Source organism: Lysinibacillus sp. OL1 (genome assembly GCF_004332175.1).
GTDB lineage: Bacteria > Bacillota > Bacilli > Bacillales_A > Planococcaceae > Lysinibacillus > Lysinibacillus capsici.
In genome coordinates this window covers 544,638-566,942 of the sequence record NZ_SJDS01000001.1, presented here as the reverse complement: position 1 = coordinate 566,942, position 22,305 = coordinate 544,638, and the positions used below count along the sequence as shown (strand labels likewise).

The following is a 22,305-nucleotide window of genomic DNA, read 5'->3' as shown; positions in this document are numbered from 1 at the left end:
TAAATTATTGATAAAAATAAACCCTCTAAAGGTAGAGGGTTTATTTTAATAATCCTATCTTTACTAAATATTCTTTTGCTACTTCTGCTGCAAGCTTTCCTTCTACATTCACCTGATAATTCATTTCTCGCATTTCATCATCTGTAATGTGATCAGCTAGTTGATTTAACGCTTCTCCAATCTCTGGATAGTCAATCAGCGTTTCTTTCCTTAGTAAAGGCGCTCCCTGGTATGGTGGGAATAATGCTTGATCGTCCTCCAATACACGTAGCTTGTATTGACGAATTTCACTATCCGTTGAATAAGCATCTAGCAAATTAATATCACCTGATTGTATTGCCTGATAGCGAAGCTTTGGCTCCATCGTTGCAAGTGTCGTAAAGGCTATCCCATACCGTTTTTGTATGCCAACATAGCCATCCTCACGGTCATTAAATTCTAATGTAAAGCCTGCTTTCACCTTCTGCTCTATCGGTTTAAGATCAGAGATTTTTTGCAGTTGATAGCTCTCAGCCAGCTCCTCTGATACAGCGAGTGCATACGTATTGTTATAGTTCATGGGGCTTAGCATGACCATATCAAATTGCTCCTGCATCCCCTCTTTTGCCTGAAGATAGACGTCCTCTTGGTTATTATTAATGGCTTCTTCCTTTAAAAACTCCGAAATAGCGGTGCCTGTAAATTCAGGGTAAATATCAATGCTGCCCGATTTCAATGCATTAAATACAAATGAAGTTTTACCAAGCCCTGGCTTTAATGTCACCGTTAAATCGGTCTCCTGCTCAATTAATAATTTATACATATTGATGAGAATCTCAGGCTCCGCACCAAGCTTTCCTGCAATGACTATTTCATCTTGCTGTTTACTGCTTAGGAGCGGGAAGAAAATCATTACCAGTGCCGCTAAACTAATGAGACTCAACGTCGTTATTGTTTTTTTAAAGGACAGAGATTCTAACTTTTTAAGCGCCACATCAAAAATCAGGGCTAAAATAGCAGCGGGAATGGCTCCTATAAGAATGAGTGCCGTGTTATTTCGGTCAATCCCAAGTAATATAATATCTCCTAAGCCTCCTGCACCAATTAAAGCGGCTAATGTTGCTGTCCCCACAATCAGCACCATTGCTGTCCGAATACCAGCCATCATAACAGGCATAGCAAGTGGTAGCTCAACCTTTACTAAACGCTTTGATCGATTCATTCCCATAGCTAATGCCGCTTCTTTCAGTGATGGGTCAACCTCATTGATGCCCGTGTAGGTGTTTCGTAGAATAGGCAACAGCGCATAGACGACTAACGCAATAATTGCGGGAACTTTACCAATACCGAATAAAGGGATTAATAAGCCGAGCAACGCTAAGGAAGGAATCGTTTGCAGCACAGCACTGATTCCAATAATACTCTCGGCTATTTTCTTTTTATTGGTTAAATAGATACCTAGGGGAATAGCGATGAGGACAGCAAAAAATAGCGCAATAAAAGAGATTTGGATATGCTCTAGTAATGCAGCCAGCAGCTGTGCCTTCCGTTCCTGAAATACATCTACCACATTAGCCACCATGCACATGCCCTCTTTTCTTAGAATCCGCTGCTAAATAACGAAGCGTGGAAGCTCTTGTCACCATGCCAATGAGCTTGCCATTCTCTTCGACACCTAACAAGTCATGCTCGGCTAATTTTTCAAGAATCGTCGGAAATGGGGCATCAACAGGAATGGTATGCCCAAAGTCGTTTGTCACTGTGATTGGCTGTAACACATCATGGATCGTAAACAATTGATCCGACTGCTTACCTCCAATAAACTGTTGGACAAAATCATTTACAGGGTTTTGTAGCAATTGCTGTGGAGTACCTATCTGAACAATTTCGCCATCTTTCATAATACAGAGACGATCTCCTAATTTCAGTGCTTCCTGCATATCATGTGATACAAATACAATGGTTTTCTGGATGGTACGCTGCATCTCTAGTAGATCATCCTGTAGTTTGGTGCGACTAATAGGGTCTAGCGCACTAAAGGGCTCATCCATTAAAATAATTTCTGGGTCAGCTGCCAAGGCACGAACAACGCCAACCCTTTGCTGTTCGCCTCCTGACAGCTCCTTTGGCTTACGCTGACGATATTTCGCTGGCTCCAGACCCACCAACGCTAATAGTTCGTCTACACGCTGATGGATTTTCGTTTTACTCCATTTCTTCAGTTCTGGTACAACCGCAATATTTTCCTCTATTGTCATATGCGGAAATAGGGCGATTTGCTGTAGTACATAGCCAATACTCCAACGCAGCTCATGGATATTATAATCGCTAATTCTTTTATCATTGATCCAGATGGTGCCTGCTGTTAAGGGTATTAATCGATTAATCATCTTCAACAAAGTAGTTTTGCCGCATCCACTAGGGCCAATAATAACAAAGAATTCACCCTTTTTAATTTCTACATTTAGCGCTTTGACAGCTATTTGGTTGTTATCATATTGTTTTGAGACATTGTCAAATGTAATCATCTGTCATCTCCTTTAAATTGTGCTCATGAAATGCGTTCACTTTTTATATTTCACCAACAAAAATCATTTCAAACATTTGTAGATAGCTGCAACTATTTCATTCTAAATACCTCGCCTTTGGGCACAAACGGTAGCTTGGCCCCCTGTGGTAGTACGAAGGCATGCTGTCTTTTAATGGCTAAACGATCACATTGTCCATCTGTAATAATCAGAATAGGACCATCCTTTGGAAAATCCTGTGCTGCTTCAAGTAGCTGTATACCAGGCTGTAACACTGTGCCTCCTCTACCTCTTACCTTCACTTTCGTTAATAGTTCTTCAGGGGCTAGATAGCCCGCGTCATAGGCAACAGCATCACAAAATATAACGCGAACAAAGGGGACATCTCTAGCGATGCTATAGCTCGCTATTGTGCCGAGTGCTTTTCCTAGTAAGAGACGGTCCATGGAGCCTGATGTATCAATAAGGACTGCGAAAGTACGTCCATCTTCCTCACCGCTTTGATGAATCCATCTTGGTCTAGCTATATCAGGTGTCGATGCTTGCCTTCTACTGGGGCGGGTATACGTTCTAACTTTCTCTATCGGTTGAAACATCCGATCAAACCATTTGGCTAATGCCACATCCCAGGCAATAGGAGGCTGTGCTAGGCTACGAATTTCCTCAATGAGCCCTTGTGGCAAATATCCTCTCTCTTGGGTCATATGATAGCTTAACCCTTGACTCAATGCCCTTCTATAAAAAGCATCTAAATCCACGCCAACCTTGCCTTCCCAAAAATCTGGTGGATTCGTTTCGATCATATCTCCTATGCCCTGCCCTCGAAAGGTTCTTAATTTGCGATACATCCTAATGTCTGTAACTATACGATCATAAATAGATTCGGCTGAAAGTCCTTTTAATGCTGGATCATATAGCCCGCCAAATGCTGGCATCTCGCCGATTTGCATATCGATGAGCCAGCCATTGATAACATAATCACAAGCAACATTCCATAAGTAAGGATCACGTCCTTGTCTGCGGGTCGCATGGCTCAAACCTGCATGAAGCAATTCGTGTGCCATGAGAAACCGCATTTCCTCATCGGTCATTCCCACCGCCGTATTCAAATAAATTTCCTTTGTTTCAACTGCAATGGCTGCGACCGAAATATCCATTCTTGTGCAAATAAGTGGGTCTTCAATGATCGTAAAATCTGCTGCCAAAGCACCAAATAAGGGATAGGAGCTCATAAACCAAGCCTTTGCGCGCTGTGCTTGTGTTACCCTCGTTGTGCCTCCCAATGTATTTTCTACCCCTCCCGCTACTCGTATGGCACTTTGTACGGCTTTCGATAAACCTTGTGCAAATAATGCAGCGAAATTACTATTCCCTCGATAAAAATAGCCTGTTTGATTTTGTGATATAACAAAGTCCCCTTGACCTGGCATTGTACTATAGCCTTTCAAATCATCTGGCACACCTTCGCGTAAAAATCTTTCATATAATTTTTCCTCAGAGCTAATGGCCTCAAAAAGAGGATTACTCATTTCCTTTGGTGCTTGACCAAATTTTAGCTCTGCTAAAAATTTTGTTATATAGCAGTCACAGGCAATATTCCACAGCTCCTGCTGCTCTTTTGATTGATGATGATGTAAGCCAAGGTGTAGCAAGCAATGCGCTATCACATAAGCCCATTCATTTGGCTGACCTTTTTTATCCTGATTCACATAAATAACACCTGCGCTTGTAATGTAAGCCCAATCCTTTTGGGGCATACTTTCGTATTGCATGTAAACAGCATGACACAACGCCTCGAACAGGGGATGTGTACAGACAATGTCATGCCCACGTGCGATGGCTTTCTCATTTTTATGCTCCTGCTGTGATGCTTTCTTCTTTTTGGCCATAAGCTACCCTTCCTTTTTGGCTACTAAACGAGGTAAATCTCGGATAACCTCCAGCATAAACCAGGCAGGCAATGCTTCACCCTTTTGCTCTGATACAACCATCTGTGCAATTTCTAAGCTGATGGATGATAAGTCCTTGATCAAGTCTTTGGCTCGAAAGGCTAATTGCCGTTGATTGCCCTTCAATGTCGTATGCTCGTTCGGAAGCTCCTTCAGTAACTGAGCACGGAAGGATTGTGCCATGAAATAAAGCAAATCTCTTTCATCAGGTTGATCGGGCCAACGTAATTCTCCTTGAATAATTTTAGCAAGATCATATTTACTCTGCACTTGCTTGATAAAGGCTTTAAATTGACTGGCAGTATGCGCGGATAGGCAGCTACTTGCTAATAGATCAATTGTTTGTTCTTGTAAGCTATTGCCATATGCATACAAACAATCACTTAACATATGCCATGAACGAGGCGTGGAGAAGGGTTCTTCTGTTTTCGGAGGTTCGTTCCATAAATGATCGGGACGCATTTGAATATACTCAATCACATATGGATGTATTTCATGTGCATAGGCCCATTCAAGCCAATCTTTATGCGATGCCCTAAGCTGAACATGAACCATCCGATTGATTAATGCAGAGGACATCGGCTTAACAATCGCGTTATCCTGAGCCCGATTGCCTGCACCAATAACAATCGTACCCTCTGGCAATGTAAACTCTCCAATTCTGCGTTCATGAATAAGACTATAAAACGCTTTTTGTACTTCCTGTGAGCAAGCATTTAATTCATCTAAAAAAAGGCAATAAGGTTCATCGCGTGCAATCATTTTGGGTGGACAAAAAACACTGTAGCCATCCTTAATCTGCGGAACACCAATAATATCCTCAGGTGCTAGCTGACTGCCCAATAACGATACACAATGTAGCCCTAATTCACTAGCAAAATTTTCAACAATCGCTGATTTCCCAATGCCAGGTGCTCCCCAAATAAAAACTGGTCTTATTGTCGCTACATTCAGCAGAAAATCATATAGCTGTTTTTGTGTCACATTAAAAATTGTATTCAATCAAAACGCCCTTTCAACTCATTGTTTTAAAGGTTAATAATACCATTTTCTATGAAATTAATCTTGTCTCTACCATTCTATGAAATTGACTGCCAATTACTAGCTGTGAGAAAATAATAAAAATTGTAGTAGAGAGGTCGTGACCTATGCATAATGGCTTTCAGTTTTTGGCGATTTCACAACTAGCAAAAAGGTTTCCAGCAGACTCTTGGTGGGCAAAGTTTTACAAGGATTTTAGTGAGGATGATCTAGTAGCGTACTATGAGGGGGATTTAACACTTCCCTCTCTTGATTTGGACTGGGATATGCCATTCCCACAACAGGACAAGACCATTCTCATTTTCATCAATGGTCATCTAACCGTAGACACCCTCTATAATTTAGAGACAGATGGGGCAATTGGGCTGATAGTGATGGGCAATGTACTTTCTAAAAATATAGCTGTAGGTGGTCAGGAAATCTATGTGCACGGGCATCTGACAGTCGAGAATATATTATGTGGCTCCTACAATCATGGCGAAACGATCGTTAATGGCAATCTTCAGGCAGCAATTTTGGTTCAAGATGATGAGTATCGCATCAACGTAAAGGGTCAGAAGTCGATTCCTTGTATCGTAAATATATGGCACGGAGATGGCGTTTTTCATGAACTCCCTATCCGTATTGAAGATGTATTAGTAGACGAGATATTTTTACCTGAGGATGAGGATGACATCGGCTTTTCCTTCACTTCACTCGTGGAAATTCTAAAACAAGGGCGTTCTGCACTCACTCAATTTACAAGCGTTCCTCAAAGGACAATAGCAGCTCCTATTTATTTCACGCACCATTCGATCAATGCGGAAAACATACTGAAACTGACTTCATGTATTCTGATGACACCTGACAAACCTTCTTTCGATTTGACGGAACAGGATGTTTATTTTATGATCCAACGCGCACATACCAATGCTGATGGAGATGTACGCAATGATAGTATTTATATATTGACCTCGCAGTGTCATTATTTTATTTGGCTTAATGAGGATCAATCCGTCTCTCTCTTGACAAAAACACTAGATGAAGAAGCTGAATGGTGGGATATTACAGCATCCCCCCAGGAGGATTTAGTGGATTTACAACAGCACTGGCTGATGTTGTTAACCTGCATCAATGTAGCAGAACTTTACTTGCACAGTATCGAGGTGCGAGATGTACAACAAATTCTTCAGCATCCTGCGATTCTGGATTTAGACGATGAACATGATGGATTGTGGGATGGTTCCAAATGCTATAGCTTCCGTCAAACCTATTTGGATGATGAAGGCGATAGGATACATGCTCGCATTGAAATTATGACGCCTGATGAAGCGTATTATTTTTATACGCTCGAAAATCAATCCTATGTTGCTCGCCACTATCAGCCTCCTAACGTTTTTGGTCGACAAGAGCTATCTTATTTAAACACGATTCAATGGGAAGCGTCCGAGCGATATTTTGAGAGATTCAAACAATTTATGTCTCAGAATTTTAAGATAGATTTAGGAACTAATTAAGGCAAGAAACGTTCTATTAATGATGAAGTCTATTCAACTATACATCTCTTTCACTCTCTGTAATAATGAGAGATAACTAAACTTTTAATAGAAGGGAGGGAGATGTGGTCACGACCAACATCCAGCTACAATGAAATACGTGCTAAACTTTTTTAAAGGACTTATGATTGCCGTTGTTGTTATTTGTATTTCGTTTTATATGGTGACACAGTTATTTAATACGACTGAAAGAGAAGAGTCTGTGGTTATTGATGATCGTCCAAGTGTGGAAGAGTTTATCGGTGAGATTGCAGAGACCGCACGAGATCTTGGTGCTGACAATGACTTATATGCATCCGTGATGATTGCTCAGGCGATTCTAGAAAGTGAGCATGGGCAAAGTGGACTTGGCTCTGCCCCTAATTATAATCTTTTTGGAATGAAAGGCAGCTACCAAAATAATTCCGTCACACTCGAAACCACAGAGGATGATGGGTCAGGCAACCTTTCTACCATCATGGCTGACTTCCGCAAATACCCTTCCTATGAAGCATCCATGCAGGATTATGTAAAATTAATGCGTAATGGCGTGTCATGGAATAAAGATTTTTACGCAGGCGTTTTCAAAAGCAACACAACTACCTATACAGATGCGACCAAGTTTTTAACAGGCTCCTATGCAACTGATTCGGCTTACAATGAAAAATTAAATACATTGATCGCAAAATATGACCTTCAGCAATATGATAGCCCTGTAAAAGATAAGAAAACCATCACGGTGGCTGATGGAGATTCACTTATGAAGATTGCCGAAGCCTATAATGTGAAGGTGACATCACTTAAGCAGTGGAATCAGCTTCGAACAGAACGTCTTGAAGCAGGCCAGCAACTTAATATTTATCATTATTAACATAAAACGTCCATGACTCATCAAGGAGTATGGACGTTTTTTCTCATGAAACTTATTCGTTTGTCTAAACGTCTTAGTGTAAAAATGCGGAAAGGATAGGAACACAGTGAAGCGTACACAATTGCTCAGTCTTCTCGCCGTTAACCTTATGCTATTGCCATTGATTCAGCTTAGCTACAACCTATATTTCACAACAAAAATAGCAGAGGGTTCCTTTTATCTTATTATTTTCCCCGCTCTTATTATTTTATCGAACCTTTTACTATGTTGTAGTCGGCAAAGAGTAGCAGCCTCTATCCATTGGACCTTTGTCTATGTGGGACAAGGCACCTCTATCGCCTGTTATTTTGTGTGGCATTATGGGCAACTAGAGCCCTATCCAGATATGCCCCCAGGTGAAGCAGTGTTTGATTTATGCATGAGTACATTTTTAATTGGGCTCTGGCAGTTTATCGTGTTAGCACTAATCCATCTCAGTACGTTTATCATCCTCAAGATGGGACTGACCTTTAAAAAAGCTTAACTAGTCTTCTGTGAGTTATATAAAGTACCTACTGCTAGTATGGTCGTGGCTAAATCCTGTCGATAGAGGGGATGTTTGGCATCTAGACTATTAATCGTTACTTCATTACCACCTAACGATGAATGGACATACAAATCATCACCCATGTATAGAGCAATATGACCTGGAAAATAGATTAAATCACCCTTCTGCATTCGGGCTTGCTCTATGTTAACGATAGGGAAGCCCTCTACTATTCGGGCATCACGATAAATATAGACACCGTTTAACATATAAGCCATTGAACATAAACCAGAGCAATCAATACCTAGTGGCGATTTGCCACCCCAGCGATAAGGGGCCGTTAAGTAGCTGAGCGCTGTGTCCACCACATTTTCTCGGAACTGCTGCTCCGATAATGAATGTGCTGTTATTTTTGGTTGTAGCCATTTTGTTCGAACATACCCTATTTGTCCTGACACTAGCTGTACAGCTGACCATTCTTCAGGTACTGCTTCGTCTGACATCACACGAATGGAAGAGCCTCTTACAAGCGTTAGCAGCTTTGTACTTTGAATACGTGGCTGTTGCAAAACATCTGCAAAGCTTTGACAAACTACATACTGTGCATCTTGTTGCCATGTAGATGCAAGTGCTTCCTCTTGCAGTAAGTCTGCCTTCTGACAATAACCCTCGTAACGATAGGCCGTTTGAATAGAAACCCAAGCGTCATTGACATCCCTGATGATCTCTACGGTCATCCCATAAAGCACTTCATCGACTAGTTCAGAATCTTTATCTGGCATGGCATGCAAGCTAGCAATCATGGCTGTAACGATAGCCTTCATCCTTCTCCCCCTTCCGCTTCACCAACTGGTCATAGACAACTTTTGATAGACGACCAATGAGTTGGCGCGCCTGATCATTGTCCGTTACATTTGTTATAAAAACACCCATACTATAATCGACTGCATTCGTGTAAAATATCCCCACATCATGATCGACTGTATTCAGTCCGCCTGTTTTATGTGCCAGCCTCACATCCTCTACTAGATAGCGCTTTAGGGAGTCATGTATACGCTGACGGCTTAAAATATTAATGACTAGTTTATTGTAGGTAGGCGTTAAAAGCTCTTGCTGATAGATACGCGTATAAAGATGCGCCATATCCCTTGCTGATGTGCGATTATCTATGCCCTTTGCTAGCCGCTCCACATCCATCATTTTTCGCTGTAGCAGTGTGTCCTGTAAACCGATATGCTGAAAATAGTCATTCAAATATTCCATGCCAACTACATCGATTAAGACGTTCGTAGCTGTATTATCGCTAGTAATAATCATCCACACTAGCAGCTCATAGAAAGTGCTTTGTGTAAGTCTTTGTTCACTAATCACACTAAAATCCACCCAATCAGTTGGTGAAATCGTAAGCGTAGAATTAAGTGATAATTTGTTTTTTTCTATATATGAGAGCAAGGCTAACAGAATCGGCACTTTGATTAAACTTGCACTTGAAAATGAAGTCTCTAGCTGATGACTGATGAGCAACTGATTCGTTGTTAGATTTTTAATAAACAAATGTATGTTGTAGGGCGATTCTTGAATAAGTGTAGTAATTCTCTGCTCCATAGACCACCTAGCCAACTACATGGATACGCTGATTGTCCGCATCCATCCTGACGCTTCTTCCTAAAGGAAGCGACATCGTTGGTAAACAATGACCACATGCCAAATCTGCAATCATAGGCTTCCCTAAAGGCACTAGAATTTCTTGAAAAATAGTTTGTAATGATAAGCTATGAGCTGGCTTTTCGGGATTTTCAGGTTCGCAATTTGTCCAAGCGCCCAATAAAATGCCTGCCACGTCATCTAGCTTTCCTGCCAGTTTTAATTGTGTCAGCATACGATCCACCCGTTGCTCCGTTTCATCGATATCTTCTAAAAACAGAATTTTACCTCGTGTATCAATTTCATAGGGTGTGCCAAGTGAAGCTGTCACTAATGTTAAATTGCCACCGATGAGTTGACCTGAAGCGCTCCCAGGAACCAGTGTAGACATGGGCTGGTGAGAGGGATTTTTTAAGTAATACGCCTTTCTTTCATTCTCCATAATCAGCTGAATGAACGACTGCCAAGTATAGTCATCCATCTCCTGTCTAATAAATTCTGTAGATGGCATCGGCGTATGATAGGTTACAAAGCCACATAGCTGATGAAAAGCTATATGTAGAGCGGTCACATCACTATAGCCAGCAAATACTTTGGGATTGGCACTTATCAAGTCAAAGTCTAATTGGGCTAAAATTTTCGTCGCACCATAGCCCCCACGTATACAAAAAATACCATCAATCATTGGATCATCAAACATACGATGAACATCTGCTACCCGTAATTCATCTGTGCCTGCTAAATAGCCATGTCTTGCGTGACAGGTCTCCCCAACGACCACATTGAGCCCTAGCTTTTCGATACTAGCAATAGTAGGTTGCAGCTTTTCGGGTGGCGTTGCTCCAGAAGCACTAATAAGACCAATTGTGTCACCCTTTTTCAATGCCTTTGGACAAATCATATCTTTTCCTCCCTTTTCAGTGAAGTACGATAATGGGTCAGTTCCTCTTCATTGGCTAAAATAAAATGACCTTCCTCTATTTCAACAAATGAGGGGGGATTTTCCTCATAGCGATGCTGTGACGGATCATACACTTCTACAACTTTCTCCCGCTCTTTATAGGGATTCGGCTCTGGTACTGCTGATAACAAAGCCCTTGTATATGGATGCAGCGGATGAGCAAAAAGCTTTTCTGTTTCCGCTAGCTCCACAATCTTCCCCTTATAAATGACCGCCGTACGATCCGTAATAAAACGGACAATCGATAAATCATGGGCAATAAATAAATACGTTAAATGATTTCGCTGTTGAAGGCTTGCTAATAAATTTAATACTTGCGCTCGAATGGATACGTCTAAGGCGGATATTGGCTCATCTGCAATGATAAACTCTGGCTCCATCACTAACGCACGAGCAATGCCAATACGTTGGCGTTGACCTCCTGAAAACTCATGCGGAAAGCGGCTTGAGAACTCTGGAAGTAGCCCAACGTTCAATAACGCATCGCGCACCTTTTGTTGTCGATCTGCCTCATCTTTATATTTTTTCGAAGGGTATAAGCCCTCTGAGACAATATAATCTACTTTTGCTCGTTCATTTAGAGATGCCATAGGGTCCTGGAATATCATTTGGATTTTTTGCGTAATTTCTCTATCCCAATCTTTAGGGATTTTCCCCTGAATACTTTTGCCATGGTACAAAATTTGTCCCTCTGTGACCTCATTGATGCGCATAATCGCTCGACCAATCGTTGTCTTCCCTGAGCCTGACTCACCTACAATGCCAAATGTTTCGCCTTTAAAAATTTGAAAGCTGACATCATCAATGGCTGTAAACTTATTTTTCCCTTTGCCAAAAACAACAGATAAATTTTTTACATCTACAAGCACCTCTTTATCAGTCATTCGCATACTGCCTCCCCTCTGCAAAAAATGCTTGTAAGGCTGCTGGAGGCTCTACCTTTGGTGCAAGTGGGTCTAATAACCATGTACGAGCATAGTGGGTATCACTGACCTGAAAAAAAGGTGGCCGCTCGATAAAGTCAATTTTCAATGCATATGGATTTCGTGGGGCAAAGGCATCTCCCTTTATTTCCTGAAAAAGATTCGGAGGTGTGCCCTTGATGGAATACAATTGTTCCCCTTTTGAGCCAAGCTGTGGTAAAGAGGAAATAAGCGCCCACGTATAAGGATGCTTACTATGAAAGAAAATTTCATGTGTTTCCCCAACCTCGATGACATCGCCCGCGTACATCACGGCAATACGGTCAGCCACTTTTGCGACTACGCCTAAATCGTGCGTAATATAGACGATTGTTAAGCCGTATTTTTGCTGAAGACTTTTTAAGAGCTGTAAAATTTGTGCCTGAATGGTTACATCCAAAGCTGTCGTGGGCTCATCACATATTAAAATATTCGGCTTACACGCAATGGCAATCGCAATAACGATGCGTTGGCGCATCCCTCCTGAAAATTCATGCGGGTATTGCTTATAGCGCTTTTGCACATCAGTAATGCCGACATCCGTTAACAGTTTTAGTGTTTCTGCATAGGCTTCCTTACCTCTTAAGCCTTGATGCATAACCACACATTCTTCAATTTGCTTTCCAATGGTTTTGAGCGGGTTTAACGATGTCATCGGATCCTGTGTCACCATCGCTATTTCCTTACCACGAATCCCTAGCCATTCTTGCTCTGTTGTGAACTTTCCTAAATCCTGTGCATTGTAAATAATTTGCCCCTGCTTAATACGACCATTTTTATCGAGCAAGCCCATAATGGATTTCATCAGCACGGATTTACCCGAACCTGATTCACCCACAATGGCTAAGCTCTCTCCCTTGTAAAGGTCGAGTGAAATACCGCGAATCGCTGTTAAAATTCGACCACGTAGCGTAAACTGAATCACTAAATTTTGGATGCCTAATATGCTTGATTTTTTCAATGTCACTCGCTTCCTCTCCTTATACATGGTTTTTCGGATCTGCTGCATCTGCAAAGGAATTACCAATAATATAAAATGCGATCGTAATAACGCTTAGCACAATACTTGGGAAAATAAGCTGATACCTTAGATCTGGTGACATCATAAGGACACGTCCTTCATTAATTAAATTTCCTAAGGATGGCTCACTGATCGGAAGCCCTAAGCCAATATACGTCAAAAAGACTTCGGCCCCAATTGCAAAGGGTATCGCTAAGCTCATGCGGAGCATAATGACAGAAATTAAATAAGGTAATAGATTTTTTAGGATAATACGATAATCAGGTGTGCCTAAGCACTTTGAGGCTAGATTGTATTCGCGGTCACGCAAAATAACAATTTGATTGCGGATAAACCTCGCCATTTCCACCCATCCCGTAATACACATGGCAATAATAATTGTTGAAATACTTGGCCGTAAGATATAGGACATTAAAATGAGCACAATGGTTGTGGGGATATTATCGACAACATTATAAAGCTGTGTTATAGGCGCTTCTAATTTCCGTGAAAAGCCCCATAGCGTGCCAATTGTAATGCCCACCACTGCCTCCACTAAGGCGACAACACAGCCAATAAAGAGTGAGGTTCTCGTCCCCGCCCAAATACGAGACCATAAATCCTGACCGATTGAATTCGTGCCAAACCAAAATTCTGCACTAGGTGCAATATTACGTGCCTGCATCCCTGTTTGTTCATCCAAGTAAATTTCAGTTGGTGATTTTTGCGCAGGTAAATAGGGCTGTAGAATCGTAAAGCCAACAATGATGATCACCCCAACTAATAAAAAAACGGCCAGTCGATTTTTCAAAAAGGATTGCCATGTAGACCGCCAATAAGAATAATTTGAATAGCCCGTTTCCTCCGCCTGTTTTGCGTCCACTTCGGCAAATTCAAATAGGGTTTCACATGATTTATTTGAAATATTATTGATTTCATCTGTATACATCCCCATTAACGCACACCCCCTCCCTTGCCTAATTTAATACGAGGGTCGACAAGTGCCATAGCAATATCCCCTAAAATAAGGCCAATGATACCAAGGGAAGAGAACACTAACACTAGGCCTTGCACAATCGTATTATCCTGTCGCTGAATAGCATCCACAAGTAAGCCCCCCATCCCTGGAATGGAATACAACGACTCTATATAAATCGAGCCTGTAATCGTAAACAGAATCGTTGCAGGTAAATATTGTGCCATGGGAATAAAGGCATTACGTAATACATGTTTGAACATCAGTGTCCGCTCCTTTACGCCCTTTGCCCTAGCCAGCTTAATATAGTCCTTGTTCAGTTCATCGACCATATAGCGTCGCATCCACATCGCGTAGGAGGCAGTTGGAGCCAATGCCATTGACGTAAGTGGAAGAATCCAAGTAATCGGTCTGTATTCATCAAACAGCATCGGTAAGTGAAAGAGTTCTGTAATATACATTTGAATAACTAAGTAATAAACAGCCGCAGGGACTGCAACAACAAATACGATATAGCCTGTCCCAAGTCGATCCAACCAACGTCCCTTACGATAGGCCATCATTATTCCTAGCGGCACACCAATCAGGAGTGATATAGCGACTGCTCCTAAACCAAAGAGCAGAGAATACGTGATTTTATCTGCAATAATCGTCACTACTGGGACATCGGTACGATAAGTCACTGATTTACCCAAATCCCCCTGCAGTAAATTCTTGTAAAAATTCCCTAGTTGGACAAGGATTGGGTCCCGCAAGCCTAGACTTGTTAAGTAAATTTCCTGCTGAGCAGGTGACATTTTATCAGCTGCCGCTCCTAAATAGCCTTCCTCTGGCATTAGCCGTAATAATGAAAAGACAATGGTGATGATAATAAAAAGGGTTAAAACGGATTGTAAGAGTCGTTTTCCTATATACTGCAACATCGCGCCATCCTCCTTTGTCAAAAAGACGAAAGGAGATGCCGACTATTCTTTTCGGTATCTCCTTTTCATCTACGAAATTCTACTACTTTTCAGCATTGGCTAGTGCTTCCGCACGTTCTTGCTCCCACTCAGCAAGCGCTTTTTTAAATTCTTCATTACTCATTGGCTTTTCTAGCACTTGCTGGCCTTTAAATTTCTCTGCCGTTACACCAAATGGCGAATATTGCGCCTCGAATGGATTTAATTTAGATGCCATATAGCCACTACCACCAACTGAATATGGAATAACAAAGGCTTCCTCAATTAAAAACGCTTCTGCCTTCGCAAATAGCTCATAGCGTTTGGCTGTGTCAATTGTTTCTTTCGCTTGATCCACAAGATTTTGATAAGTTGTTTTACCATTCGCCTCTTTATAGCCCTCTGCTAATTCTGGTTTATTGTAAGTACCATCGACTGTGAAAGGATCTGTATACGTAGATGGATCTGCAAAATCAGGACCCCAGTTCGCCTCTAAGAGTGCAAATTTACCTGGACGACGTACCTCTGATAAGAAGCCTGTCGATGGACCAGCCTCTACAATAATGTCGACATAATCTGTCCCTAGTAGTTTTTCCATTTGCTGCTCGACTACTTGAGAGCGATTAGCCCAATCTGGCATACCAGCGTTATAAGGCATTAAAACCTTTACAGGGAATGTGGCCTTACCTGCTAACGCTGTTTTTGCCTTTTCTTTATACTCTAGGGCCAGCTCTTTATTGAAGGAATCCTCATTGGAAATGGATGTAAGGGGTGCTAGTTGTGTATAATCCACTCCTTCCACATCAACAAAGTTTTTCGGTGTAATGGTATTGCTCAGCAAATCTGCTGGATTATATGGCTCAACCGTTAGCATCGCGGAGACACGGTCAAGCGCATGGAATAAGGATTTGCGGAAATCTTTATTATTGACGGCGATTTTCCAGTTATCAGGTTCGTATTGTGCGTCAAATTGTGGGTTGAAGTTGAGTGCATAAAAGTAGGTATAGAAGTTATTTTGTGTTTGACGAACCTGAGATTTTTTCTTTTCATCTTTAAACCATTCATCAATGATGGAGGTCGGGATACTAGCCGAATCGATTTCGCCACGTAAAAAGAGCTCAGGCGCCACAGTTGCCGCTTCTTTATTGTATTTATAGCGAATACGGTCAATCAGCACCTTGTCTTTATCCCAGTACGTTTCATTTTTCACAAGAACGCGTTCATTTTGTGGCTCAAATTTATCTAAAATATAGGCACCGTTATAGAGGAAGTTTTCACGTGTTGTGCCAAAATCCTCTCCCTTTTCCGCAATGAACTTGCCATTCACAGGGAAGAAACAAACATAATTCAACATAGAAAGAAAATAGGGTGTCGGCGCCTCTAAAGTATATTCTACTGTATGTTCATCTAGCGCCTTTATGCCTACCTCCTTGAAATCGTTCATCTCGCCATTATAGAAGGCTTCCCCATTTTTCACCACCGTCGCAATCCAAGCTGTCGACGATTCATTTTTAGCATCAAGCACATAGTGTAAGCCATCCACAAAGTCTTGTGCCACAACATCTGCATATTCCTTGCCCTCATGTGTCACCCATTTTGCATCATCACGCAATTTGAATGTCCACACTGTAGCATCCTCATTCGCAGACCACTCTTTCGCTAATCCTGGCTGGACCACCCCATAGTTGTCATATTCAATGAGCCCATCCACCATATTCGCAGCTACCGCAAATTCATTTGTTTCTGACGTCTTTAAATAATTTAACGTTTTAATTTCCCCTGAATACACCACTCGATATTCCGATGCTTTTTCACTCGCTGACTTGTCATTACAGGCTACACAAAATAATACGATCAGACATACGAACAGCAACCAATATTTTCTCACAAGCATCCCCCTAGTCATCTTTTTATAATGAAAATCCTATTGGTAGGATTGCATCTTCAATAGGATCATTCAAACATAAGCTAGGTCTGTCTAAATCGACCATCTATCGATGAAATAAACAACGGTACATACTCGTTGTCACGGTTATGAGATTAAATTGTCAGTTCTACCAAACCACTCAGACAGCGTGTCCCACTGCATTTTGAGCAGGTCTAGCAAACTTTTGAGCGGGTCCACCACTTTTTGATGACTTCTCACCTTTCATGAATTAGAATCCTCACTTGATATAAAAGCTCCCACTAAACCTTACCATCATGTTAAAAATTGCAGGACACGCAGCACCTCATAAAAATCATGGGTCATGAACTCCACGGTATTATGCGGTTTGAATTTGGCATTTGGATAAAATGAATTACGATAGGCTCGTGTATGGTCACGATAAATAATTTCTACCCTAAAGTGTTCTGGCAACGTTACCTGTAATGCGGCACGTGGAACCTTCATAGAAGACTCCACCAGTCGCTTAGTTTCCATGATAGTTAGTTGTGGACTGACACTAATCGTCGCATTGCCAATGCCTTCCTTTGTAGCAAACGTGACAATGTGTTCATTTACGGCCTGAATCTCTTCTGTCAACCCCACATCCCCACTTACAAAGGAAACGGGCACATCGTGTAAGGCTGCTGCATACGTGTTGATGAGAAATTCGCTCGCATATTCGCCATTGATTTTGACATCTGCGTATGTGCAAAGTGTGTGGGCTAGTGGGTTACGTTCACTGCCACCCTTGCTGTGATAGCCGATAAAAATAGCACGATCGAAGCTTTTATCGAGACCCGCTACCATACACATAGGGTCGTATGTCCAGCCACGGATAACTTTACAGTTGATTGGTAAATTGGAAATGTCTAGATTGCGGGCTGAATCATGTGCGTCCTTTACTAAAATTTCGGTTGCGCCCCCCGCTATCGCTCCTTCAATGGCAGCTTCTACTTCTCGTGTCATTTGTCTTTGGAAAAACTGATAGTCAGGTGCATTTAACTCGGTTTCACTCCACGAAGTTGTACCTGTAATTCCTTCAATATCTGCACTAATATAAATTTTCATAGAAATCGAAACTCCTCTACATTATGATTTTGAATTGTTGCGTGTACTGCTCCGTAATGAGCTACCTGTGCTTGAACACGTCTAGCCCATGCCACATTGCCATAATCGTAATGCCACCATTCCTCCTCATAGTTCGTAAATCCAGCAAGTGTCATACAGTTATACAGCAAACGTCGGTGCTGACAGGCAAGTGGATTTTCATGCGTTTGCTGTTCAAAATAACGGGTCGCCGATTTTTCATTCATTTCATCAAATGCAGTCCCAAGATCGAGGGCTTTACCATGAACATCTGCAAGTGTTACATCGATGGCACCCCCTGTTAAATGGGGGGCTAAATGGGCTACATCTTTACTTGGAAATGCTACATATTTTTTGGTCGCCTGCACAATCTCTTGTGATGTTAGCTGCGGCATCCTTTTTGCTAATTGCTGAGAAAAATGGCTAAACAAATGCTGCTGTACTTGAAATGGGCGATAGCCATCATAAAGTAATAAGCAATACTCTTGAGGTAATAATGTTAACGCCTGTTGCAAACGCTCATAGACACCTTCTCTTACATAAATAACTCGTAAACTATTAGAAATCTGTTGCTGATAGTAGATGGGCTCCATAAATATCCTAGGATGAGCACCTGTAAGCTGGATAAGCGGCTCATTGTTTTCACAGACAACTGGTGATGGCGAGGGGCTTCCATTTAGAGAGGGTGCTATCGGTTGAAAAAGGTTCATAATAACAGAACCCCCCTTTAAATAGTTAGATAATTCAGTTTTTTAAGTTGAATGTTATCACATCTCTCTATCATTGACTAGATAAAAAAAGAATAATTACAAAATAATGGATAAACTCTTATAATGATACATATTCCAGCAATTGACGGATCGAAAAACCACTTATATCCTCTAATTAAGGATTTTATTCATCTTATAGCTCGCTCATGCTAAAAAATTAACGAAACCTGTTTTGGTGCTCAAAAAAAGCCATTGAAACACAATTGCTGTTTCAATAGCCTTTTCTTTTATGCCTGTTGAAAGGAATAAGCTTGCACTGTATGACCATTGCGGCCAGTTGTTGTCTTAGCTTGGGATAATGAATTTAGTATCGCTTCCTCAGTCGCTTCCGCTGCGGCTGTAAACAATTGATTCATGATGGGATGATCCTCACGAAGCTGACTTCTAGTCTCAATAAGCTGATCAGTGGTATGAGGAATACAATGTGCCGTCGTGAAGCCAATCACAATGTCACCACTACCATGTGAAAAATGACTGCCTGTCCGTCCTAAACCAATACCACAGCGCTTAATGACACGTGTTAATTGTCGACTACTTAGCGGGGCATCTGTCGCAAGGACAATGATAATGGAGCCATCTGTTGGTGATAGAGTAGATTGGTTTTGCATAGTTGAGACTTTGTAATGCTCGGCTAAAAACTCCCTGTCTTGTCCAAAGTTACTAAGAACTAGGCAGCCTACTGTATAGTTCACTTCATTTGATTCTACTTTGACGATGCGAGAGGAAGAACCAATTCCTCCTTTGTAGCCGAAACACATCATCCCCTTTCCTGCACCAACAGCGCCTTCCTGTGCCGTCTTTGTAGAGGCTTGACGAATGGCTTCTATGGCATGCGCAGGTGTCACTGGACAAGCTCGAATCGAATTAAGATAACTATCATTACACTCGCCCACAACGAGATTAATGGTTCCTGTTGTCAGTCCAATGTCTTCATTCCTATCAAGCATATAGCTTAATGTACCTTGTGTCACAGCTGGTACGCCAAAAGTATTGGTTAACATAATGGGCGATTCCAGTACACCTAGTTCATTCACTTGCACAAGTCCCGTTGTTTTTCCAAAGCCATTTAGTACATAGCTTGCCGCTGTCACCTTTTGCTGAAATACATTGCCTCCATGCGGTAAAATGGCTGTAACGCCTGTACACGCATAGGCCCCATTCTGATCTAATGGCTCATCCAATGTCACATGCCCCACTTGAACTCCTTCTACATCGGTGATGCAGTTTTTCTGACCAACTGGTAACACACCAATTTCAATGCCCAATTGTCTTACTTTTCCCTGCATATTATGCATCCTCCTCAATCGCCATTAACACAGCAGCCTGTGCATGGATAGCAGTTGTATCAAACACTGGAATGCTAACATCCTCCTGCTGAATCAGTAAGCCGATTTCCGTGCAGCCCAAAATTACCCCTTGTGCCCCCGCATGTACAAGCTCCTCGATCACTTGGCTATAGTACCTTTTAGATGCTGGTACAATGGTACCAAGACACAATTCATTGTAAATAATTCGGTTGACTTCCATTCGGTCGTTGCTGTCAGGCACGATCACCTCTATGGCAAAGCTTTCTACCCTTGCCTTATAAAACGCTTGCTCCATTGTGTACTTTGTACCAAGAAGCGCTATTTTCTGTAGCCCCGCTTCTTTGATTTGCTTAGCTGTGGCATCCGCAATATGTAAAATAGGAATGGTTATAGCAGGCTCGATAACATCAATGACCTTATGCATTGTATTGGTACAAATGATGACTAGGTCTGCGCCTGCCCGCTCCAGTGCTTGTGCAGCTTGAGCTAGAACCTCACCTGCTTTGTCCCACTCCCCGTTAGCTTGAAAATGCTCAATTTGCTGGAAATCTACACTAAACAAAATACATTTCGCAGAGTGTAGGCCCCCTAGCCTATGTTTAACCTGTTCATTGATAAGTCTGTAATATTCAGCAGATGACTCCCAGCTCATCCCACCGATTAAGCCGATTGTTTTCATGTCTACATCACTCCTTTTTCTATTATTATACGCCTCCCTCACACAAAAATAAGAGAATTTTCCAAAAATAATATACAATGATTGGAAAATAGTAGATAAAATGAGTTTTCTCAATTAATAAATTATAAATATCAAAATTTTAGTATAATTCATTATTTTAGAAAAGTTGATTTTTAATAAAAAAACAGTGTAGACTAAAGCGTATTGTGAAAGGAGGACAACTTATGGAATGGATCTCAACAATAGTTGACAGTGGAAATAATATTTTATGGACATATATCCTCATTATCTTACTTTTAGCAGCAGGACTATATTTTTCATTCGGTACGAAGTTTGTACAAATTCGTCTTTTTCCTGAAATGTTTCGTTTAATTGTAGAAAAAAGAGAGGGCGATTCGGGGGTTTCTCCGTTCCAAGCCTTTACCATTAGTGCTGCTTCACGTGTCGGCACAGGAAATATTACAGGGGTAGCCTTAGCCATTGGTGTAGGCGGTCCTGGTGCAGTATTTTGGATGTGGATAATCGCGATTTTAGGGATGGCCACTGCCTTCATTGAAAGTACCTTAGCACAGGTCTATAAAGTGAAGGATGGCGATACATTCCGTGGTGGGCCCGCCTACTATATGGAGAAAGCATTAGGTCAGCGAAAGCTTGGCATTATTTTTAGTATTCTATTAACATTAAGCTTTGGCTTTATTTTTAATGCTGTGCAATCCAACACAATTGCCACTTCAGTCGGCGAAGCCTTCGATGTAAATCCAAAGATTATCGGGGCTATACTTGTCATTTTAACTGGATTAATTATTTTTGGTGGTGTCCATCGAATTGTAAAGGTGACACAAGTTCTTGTTCCAGTTATGGCCATCTTCTATTTACTTGTAGCTCTTTTTGTAGTGGTGACTAATTTATCGGAAATCCCACATGTTTTTTCATTAATTTTCACTCATGCATTTGGCCTACAGGAAGCTGCTGGTGGCGCAATTGGGGCAGCAATCATGCAGGGCGTACGTCGCGGTTTATTTTCCAATGAAGCAGGGATGGGGAGTGTACCGAATGCTGCTGCGACTGCTAATACTTCGCATCCTGCTAAGCAAGGACTTGTACAAAGCTTAGGTGTCTTTTTTGATACGATTATGATTTGTACAGCCACTGCCTTTATCATTATTTTAGCGGGCTTATATGATAAAGGTGAGAGTGATGGTATTATTTTGACGCAAAATTCTTTAGCTGTTCATGTTGGTGATTGGGCTCCTTATTTTATTGCCATCTCCATCATTTTCTTCGCTTTTAGTTCGATTATTGGTAATTATTATTATGGTGAATCCAATATTGAATTTATGGATGCCCATAAAGCTTGGATGTTTTGCTATCGAATTTTAGTGTTAGTTATGGTCATGTTCGGCTCCATCGCACAGGTACAGCTTGTATGGAATCTCGCTGACCTCTTTATGGGGCTGATGGCGCTTATCAATATCGCCATCATTATGATGCTCGGTAAAATTGCCTTCCTCGTGCTAGACGACTTTACTGAGCAACGTAGAGCAGGAAAAAATCCTGTCTTCTATGCAAAATCAATCCCAACCTTAAAAAATACAGACTGTTGGGAAGAAGAAGATCGATAAAGTACTGAACGCCACTTCTAAA

Annotated in this window: 20 protein-coding genes; 4 read left to right on the top strand and 16 right to left on the bottom strand. The window is 41.5% G+C overall.

Annotation, left to right across the window (positions count from 1 at the left end; genetic code table 11):
* Positions 1–40: 40 nt before the first annotated feature.
* The 4 genes from opuFB to EW028_RS02800 form a co-directional block, all read right to left on the bottom strand.
* A complete protein-coding gene (gene opuFB, locus EW028_RS02815) occupies positions 41–1,561 on the bottom strand; it encodes an osmoprotectant update ABC transporter permease/substrate-binding subunit OpuFB (RefSeq protein WP_054550867.1) in 1,521 nt (506 codons plus the stop codon).
* Positions 1,551–2,507, bottom strand: a complete 957-nt coding sequence (locus EW028_RS02810) for an ABC transporter ATP-binding protein (RefSeq protein WP_048390257.1) — start codon at positions 2,505–2,507, stop codon at positions 1,551–1,553. The genes opuFB and EW028_RS02810 overlap by 11 nt, the downstream gene beginning before the upstream one ends.
* Positions 2,508–2,599: 92 nt before the next feature.
* Positions 2,600–4,396, bottom strand: a complete 1,797-nt coding sequence (locus EW028_RS02805; protein WP_131519828.1) for a vWA domain-containing protein — start codon at positions 4,394–4,396, stop codon at positions 2,600–2,602.
* Between the two features lie 3 nt (positions 4,397–4,399).
* Complete coding sequence (locus EW028_RS02800; protein WP_048390252.1) at positions 4,400–5,458, bottom strand: AAA family ATPase; 1,059 nt, start codon at positions 5,456–5,458, stop codon at positions 4,400–4,402.
* A gap of 146 nt (positions 5,459–5,604) precedes the next feature.
* On the opposite strand from EW028_RS02800, the gene EW028_RS02795 reads away from it, so the two are divergent.
* From EW028_RS02795 to EW028_RS02785, 3 genes are all read left to right on the top strand, one after another.
* Positions 5,605–6,993 (top strand): hypothetical protein, encoded by a 1,389-nt coding sequence (locus tag EW028_RS02795; RefSeq protein ID WP_131519827.1) that lies wholly within the window; start codon positions 5,605–5,607, stop codon positions 6,991–6,993.
* Positions 6,994–7,123: 130 nt separating this feature from the next.
* A complete protein-coding gene (locus tag EW028_RS02790; protein WP_048390248.1) occupies positions 7,124–7,882 on the top strand; it encodes a glucosaminidase domain-containing protein in 759 nt (252 codons plus the stop codon).
* A gap of 106 nt (positions 7,883–7,988) precedes the next feature.
* Positions 7,989–8,405 (top strand): hypothetical protein, encoded by a 417-nt coding sequence (locus tag EW028_RS02785; protein WP_103117827.1) that lies wholly within the window; start codon positions 7,989–7,991, stop codon positions 8,403–8,405.
* Here EW028_RS02785 and EW028_RS02780 read toward each other — a convergent pair.
* The 12 genes from EW028_RS02780 to EW028_RS02725 form a co-directional block, all read right to left on the bottom strand.
* Positions 8,402–9,232, bottom strand: coding sequence for a C40 family peptidase (locus tag EW028_RS02780; protein ID WP_131519826.1), 831 nt, complete (start codon positions 9,230–9,232; stop codon positions 8,402–8,404). The two genes, EW028_RS02785 and EW028_RS02780, sit on opposite strands and share 4 nt — an antisense overlap.
* Positions 9,201–10,013: a serine hydrolase gene (locus tag EW028_RS02775; protein WP_131519825.1), complete on the bottom strand. Its 813-nt coding sequence runs from the start codon at positions 10,011–10,013 to the stop codon at positions 9,201–9,203. The genes EW028_RS02780 and EW028_RS02775 overlap by 32 nt, the downstream gene beginning before the upstream one ends.
* Positions 10,014–10,020: 7 nt before the next feature.
* The gene (locus tag EW028_RS02770; RefSeq protein ID WP_131519824.1) at positions 10,021–10,953 is read right to left on the bottom strand and encodes a S66 peptidase family protein; all 933 of its coding nucleotides are present in this window, start codon (positions 10,951–10,953) and stop codon (positions 10,021–10,023) included.
* Entirely contained in the window at positions 10,950–11,897 is a 948-nt protein-coding gene (locus tag EW028_RS02765; RefSeq protein ID WP_131519823.1) for an ATP-binding cassette domain-containing protein, read from the bottom strand. Before EW028_RS02765 ends, EW028_RS02770 begins: the two co-directional genes overlap by 4 nt.
* Entirely contained in the window at positions 11,890–12,963 is a 1,074-nt protein-coding gene (locus tag EW028_RS02760) for an ABC transporter ATP-binding protein (RefSeq protein WP_131519822.1), read from the bottom strand. Before EW028_RS02760 ends, EW028_RS02765 begins: the two co-directional genes overlap by 8 nt.
* The gene (locus tag EW028_RS02755; RefSeq protein ID WP_131519821.1) at positions 12,956–13,930 is read right to left on the bottom strand and encodes an ABC transporter permease; all 975 of its coding nucleotides are present in this window, start codon (positions 13,928–13,930) and stop codon (positions 12,956–12,958) included. The genes EW028_RS02760 and EW028_RS02755 overlap by 8 nt, the downstream gene beginning before the upstream one ends.
* On the bottom strand, positions 13,930–14,874 hold the full coding sequence (locus EW028_RS02750; protein ID WP_131519820.1) for an ABC transporter permease: 945 nt from the start codon (positions 14,872–14,874) through the stop codon (positions 13,930–13,932). The genes EW028_RS02755 and EW028_RS02750 overlap by 1 nt, the downstream gene beginning before the upstream one ends.
* Positions 14,875–14,956: 82 nt before the next feature.
* Positions 14,957–16,786 (bottom strand): peptide ABC transporter substrate-binding protein, encoded by a 1,830-nt coding sequence (locus EW028_RS02745; RefSeq protein ID WP_227744835.1) that lies wholly within the window; start codon positions 16,784–16,786, stop codon positions 14,957–14,959.
* 306 nt (positions 16,787–17,092) lie between these two features.
* Complete coding sequence (locus EW028_RS02740) at positions 17,093–17,887, bottom strand: M55 family metallopeptidase (protein WP_131519818.1); 795 nt, start codon at positions 17,885–17,887, stop codon at positions 17,093–17,095.
* Positions 17,884–18,615: a M15 family metallopeptidase gene (locus EW028_RS02735; RefSeq protein ID WP_227744834.1), complete on the bottom strand. Its 732-nt coding sequence runs from the start codon at positions 18,613–18,615 to the stop codon at positions 17,884–17,886. Before EW028_RS02735 ends, EW028_RS02740 begins: the two co-directional genes overlap by 4 nt.
* Positions 18,616–18,902: 287 nt before the next feature.
* Positions 18,903–19,961 (bottom strand): DmpA family aminopeptidase, encoded by a 1,059-nt coding sequence (locus tag EW028_RS02730; RefSeq protein ID WP_131519817.1) that lies wholly within the window; start codon positions 19,959–19,961, stop codon positions 18,903–18,905.
* Position 19,962: 1 nt separating this feature from the next.
* Positions 19,963–20,661, bottom strand: a complete 699-nt coding sequence (locus tag EW028_RS02725; RefSeq protein WP_131519816.1) for an aspartate/glutamate racemase family protein — start codon at positions 20,659–20,661, stop codon at positions 19,963–19,965.
* A 224-nt stretch (positions 20,662–20,885) separates the two neighbouring features.
* Here EW028_RS02725 and EW028_RS02720 point away from each other — a divergent pair, with 224 nt between their 5' ends.
* Positions 20,886–22,283 (top strand): alanine/glycine:cation symporter family protein, encoded by a 1,398-nt coding sequence (locus EW028_RS02720; RefSeq protein ID WP_048390221.1) that lies wholly within the window; start codon positions 20,886–20,888, stop codon positions 22,281–22,283.
* The last annotated feature ends 22 nt before the right edge of the window (positions 22,284–22,305 follow it).

Excerpts from the sequence above, each read along its gene's own strand:
- opuFB (WP_054550867.1), bottom strand. The coding sequence starts at position 1,561 with ATGGTGGCTAATGTGGTAGATGTATTTCAGGAACGGAAGGCACAGCTG.
- EW028_RS02810 (WP_048390257.1), bottom strand. The coding sequence starts at position 2,507 with ATGATTACATTTGACAATGTCTCAAAACAATATGATAACAACCAAATA.
- EW028_RS02805 (WP_131519828.1), bottom strand. The coding sequence starts at position 4,396 with ATGGCCAAAAAGAAGAAAGCATCACAGCAGGAGCATAAAAATGAGAAA.
- EW028_RS02795 (WP_131519827.1), top strand. The coding sequence starts at position 5,605 with ATGCATAATGGCTTTCAGTTTTTGGCGATTTCACAACTAGCAAAAAGG.
- EW028_RS02790 (WP_048390248.1), top strand. The coding sequence starts at position 7,124 with ATGAAATACGTGCTAAACTTTTTTAAAGGACTTATGATTGCCGTTGTT.
- EW028_RS02780 (WP_131519826.1), bottom strand. The coding sequence starts at position 9,232 with ATGAAGGCTATCGTTACAGCCATGATTGCTAGCTTGCATGCCATGCCA.
- EW028_RS02775 (WP_131519825.1), bottom strand. The coding sequence starts at position 10,013 with ATGGAGCAGAGAATTACTACACTTATTCAAGAATCGCCCTACAACATA.
- EW028_RS02770 (WP_131519824.1), bottom strand. The coding sequence starts at position 10,953 with ATGATTTGTCCAAAGGCATTGAAAAAGGGTGACACAATTGGTCTTATT.
- EW028_RS02765 (WP_131519823.1), bottom strand. The coding sequence starts at position 11,897 with ATGACTGATAAAGAGGTGCTTGTAGATGTAAAAAATTTATCTGTTGTT.
- EW028_RS02760 (WP_131519822.1), bottom strand. The coding sequence starts at position 12,963 with ATGTATAAGGAGAGGAAGCGAGTGACATTGAAAAAATCAAGCATATTA.
- EW028_RS02755 (WP_131519821.1), bottom strand. The coding sequence starts at position 13,930 with ATGGGGATGTATACAGATGAAATCAATAATATTTCAAATAAATCATGT.
- EW028_RS02750 (WP_131519820.1), bottom strand. The coding sequence starts at position 14,874 with ATGTTGCAGTATATAGGAAAACGACTCTTACAATCCGTTTTAACCCTT.
- EW028_RS02745 (WP_227744835.1), bottom strand. The coding sequence starts at position 16,786 with ATGCTTGTGAGAAAATATTGGTTGCTGTTCGTATGTCTGATCGTATTA.
- EW028_RS02740 (WP_131519818.1), bottom strand. The coding sequence starts at position 17,887 with ATGAAAATTTATATTAGTGCAGATATTGAAGGAATTACAGGTACAACT.
- EW028_RS02735 (WP_227744834.1), bottom strand. The coding sequence starts at position 18,615 with ATGAACCTTTTTCAACCGATAGCACCCTCTCTAAATGGAAGCCCCTCG.
- EW028_RS02730 (WP_131519817.1), bottom strand. The coding sequence starts at position 19,961 with ATGCAGGGAAAAGTAAGACAATTGGGCATTGAAATTGGTGTGTTACCA.
- EW028_RS02725 (WP_131519816.1), bottom strand. The coding sequence starts at position 20,661 with ATGAAAACAATCGGCTTAATCGGTGGGATGAGCTGGGAGTCATCTGCT.
- EW028_RS02720 (WP_048390221.1), top strand. The coding sequence starts at position 20,886 with ATGGAATGGATCTCAACAATAGTTGACAGTGGAAATAATATTTTATGG.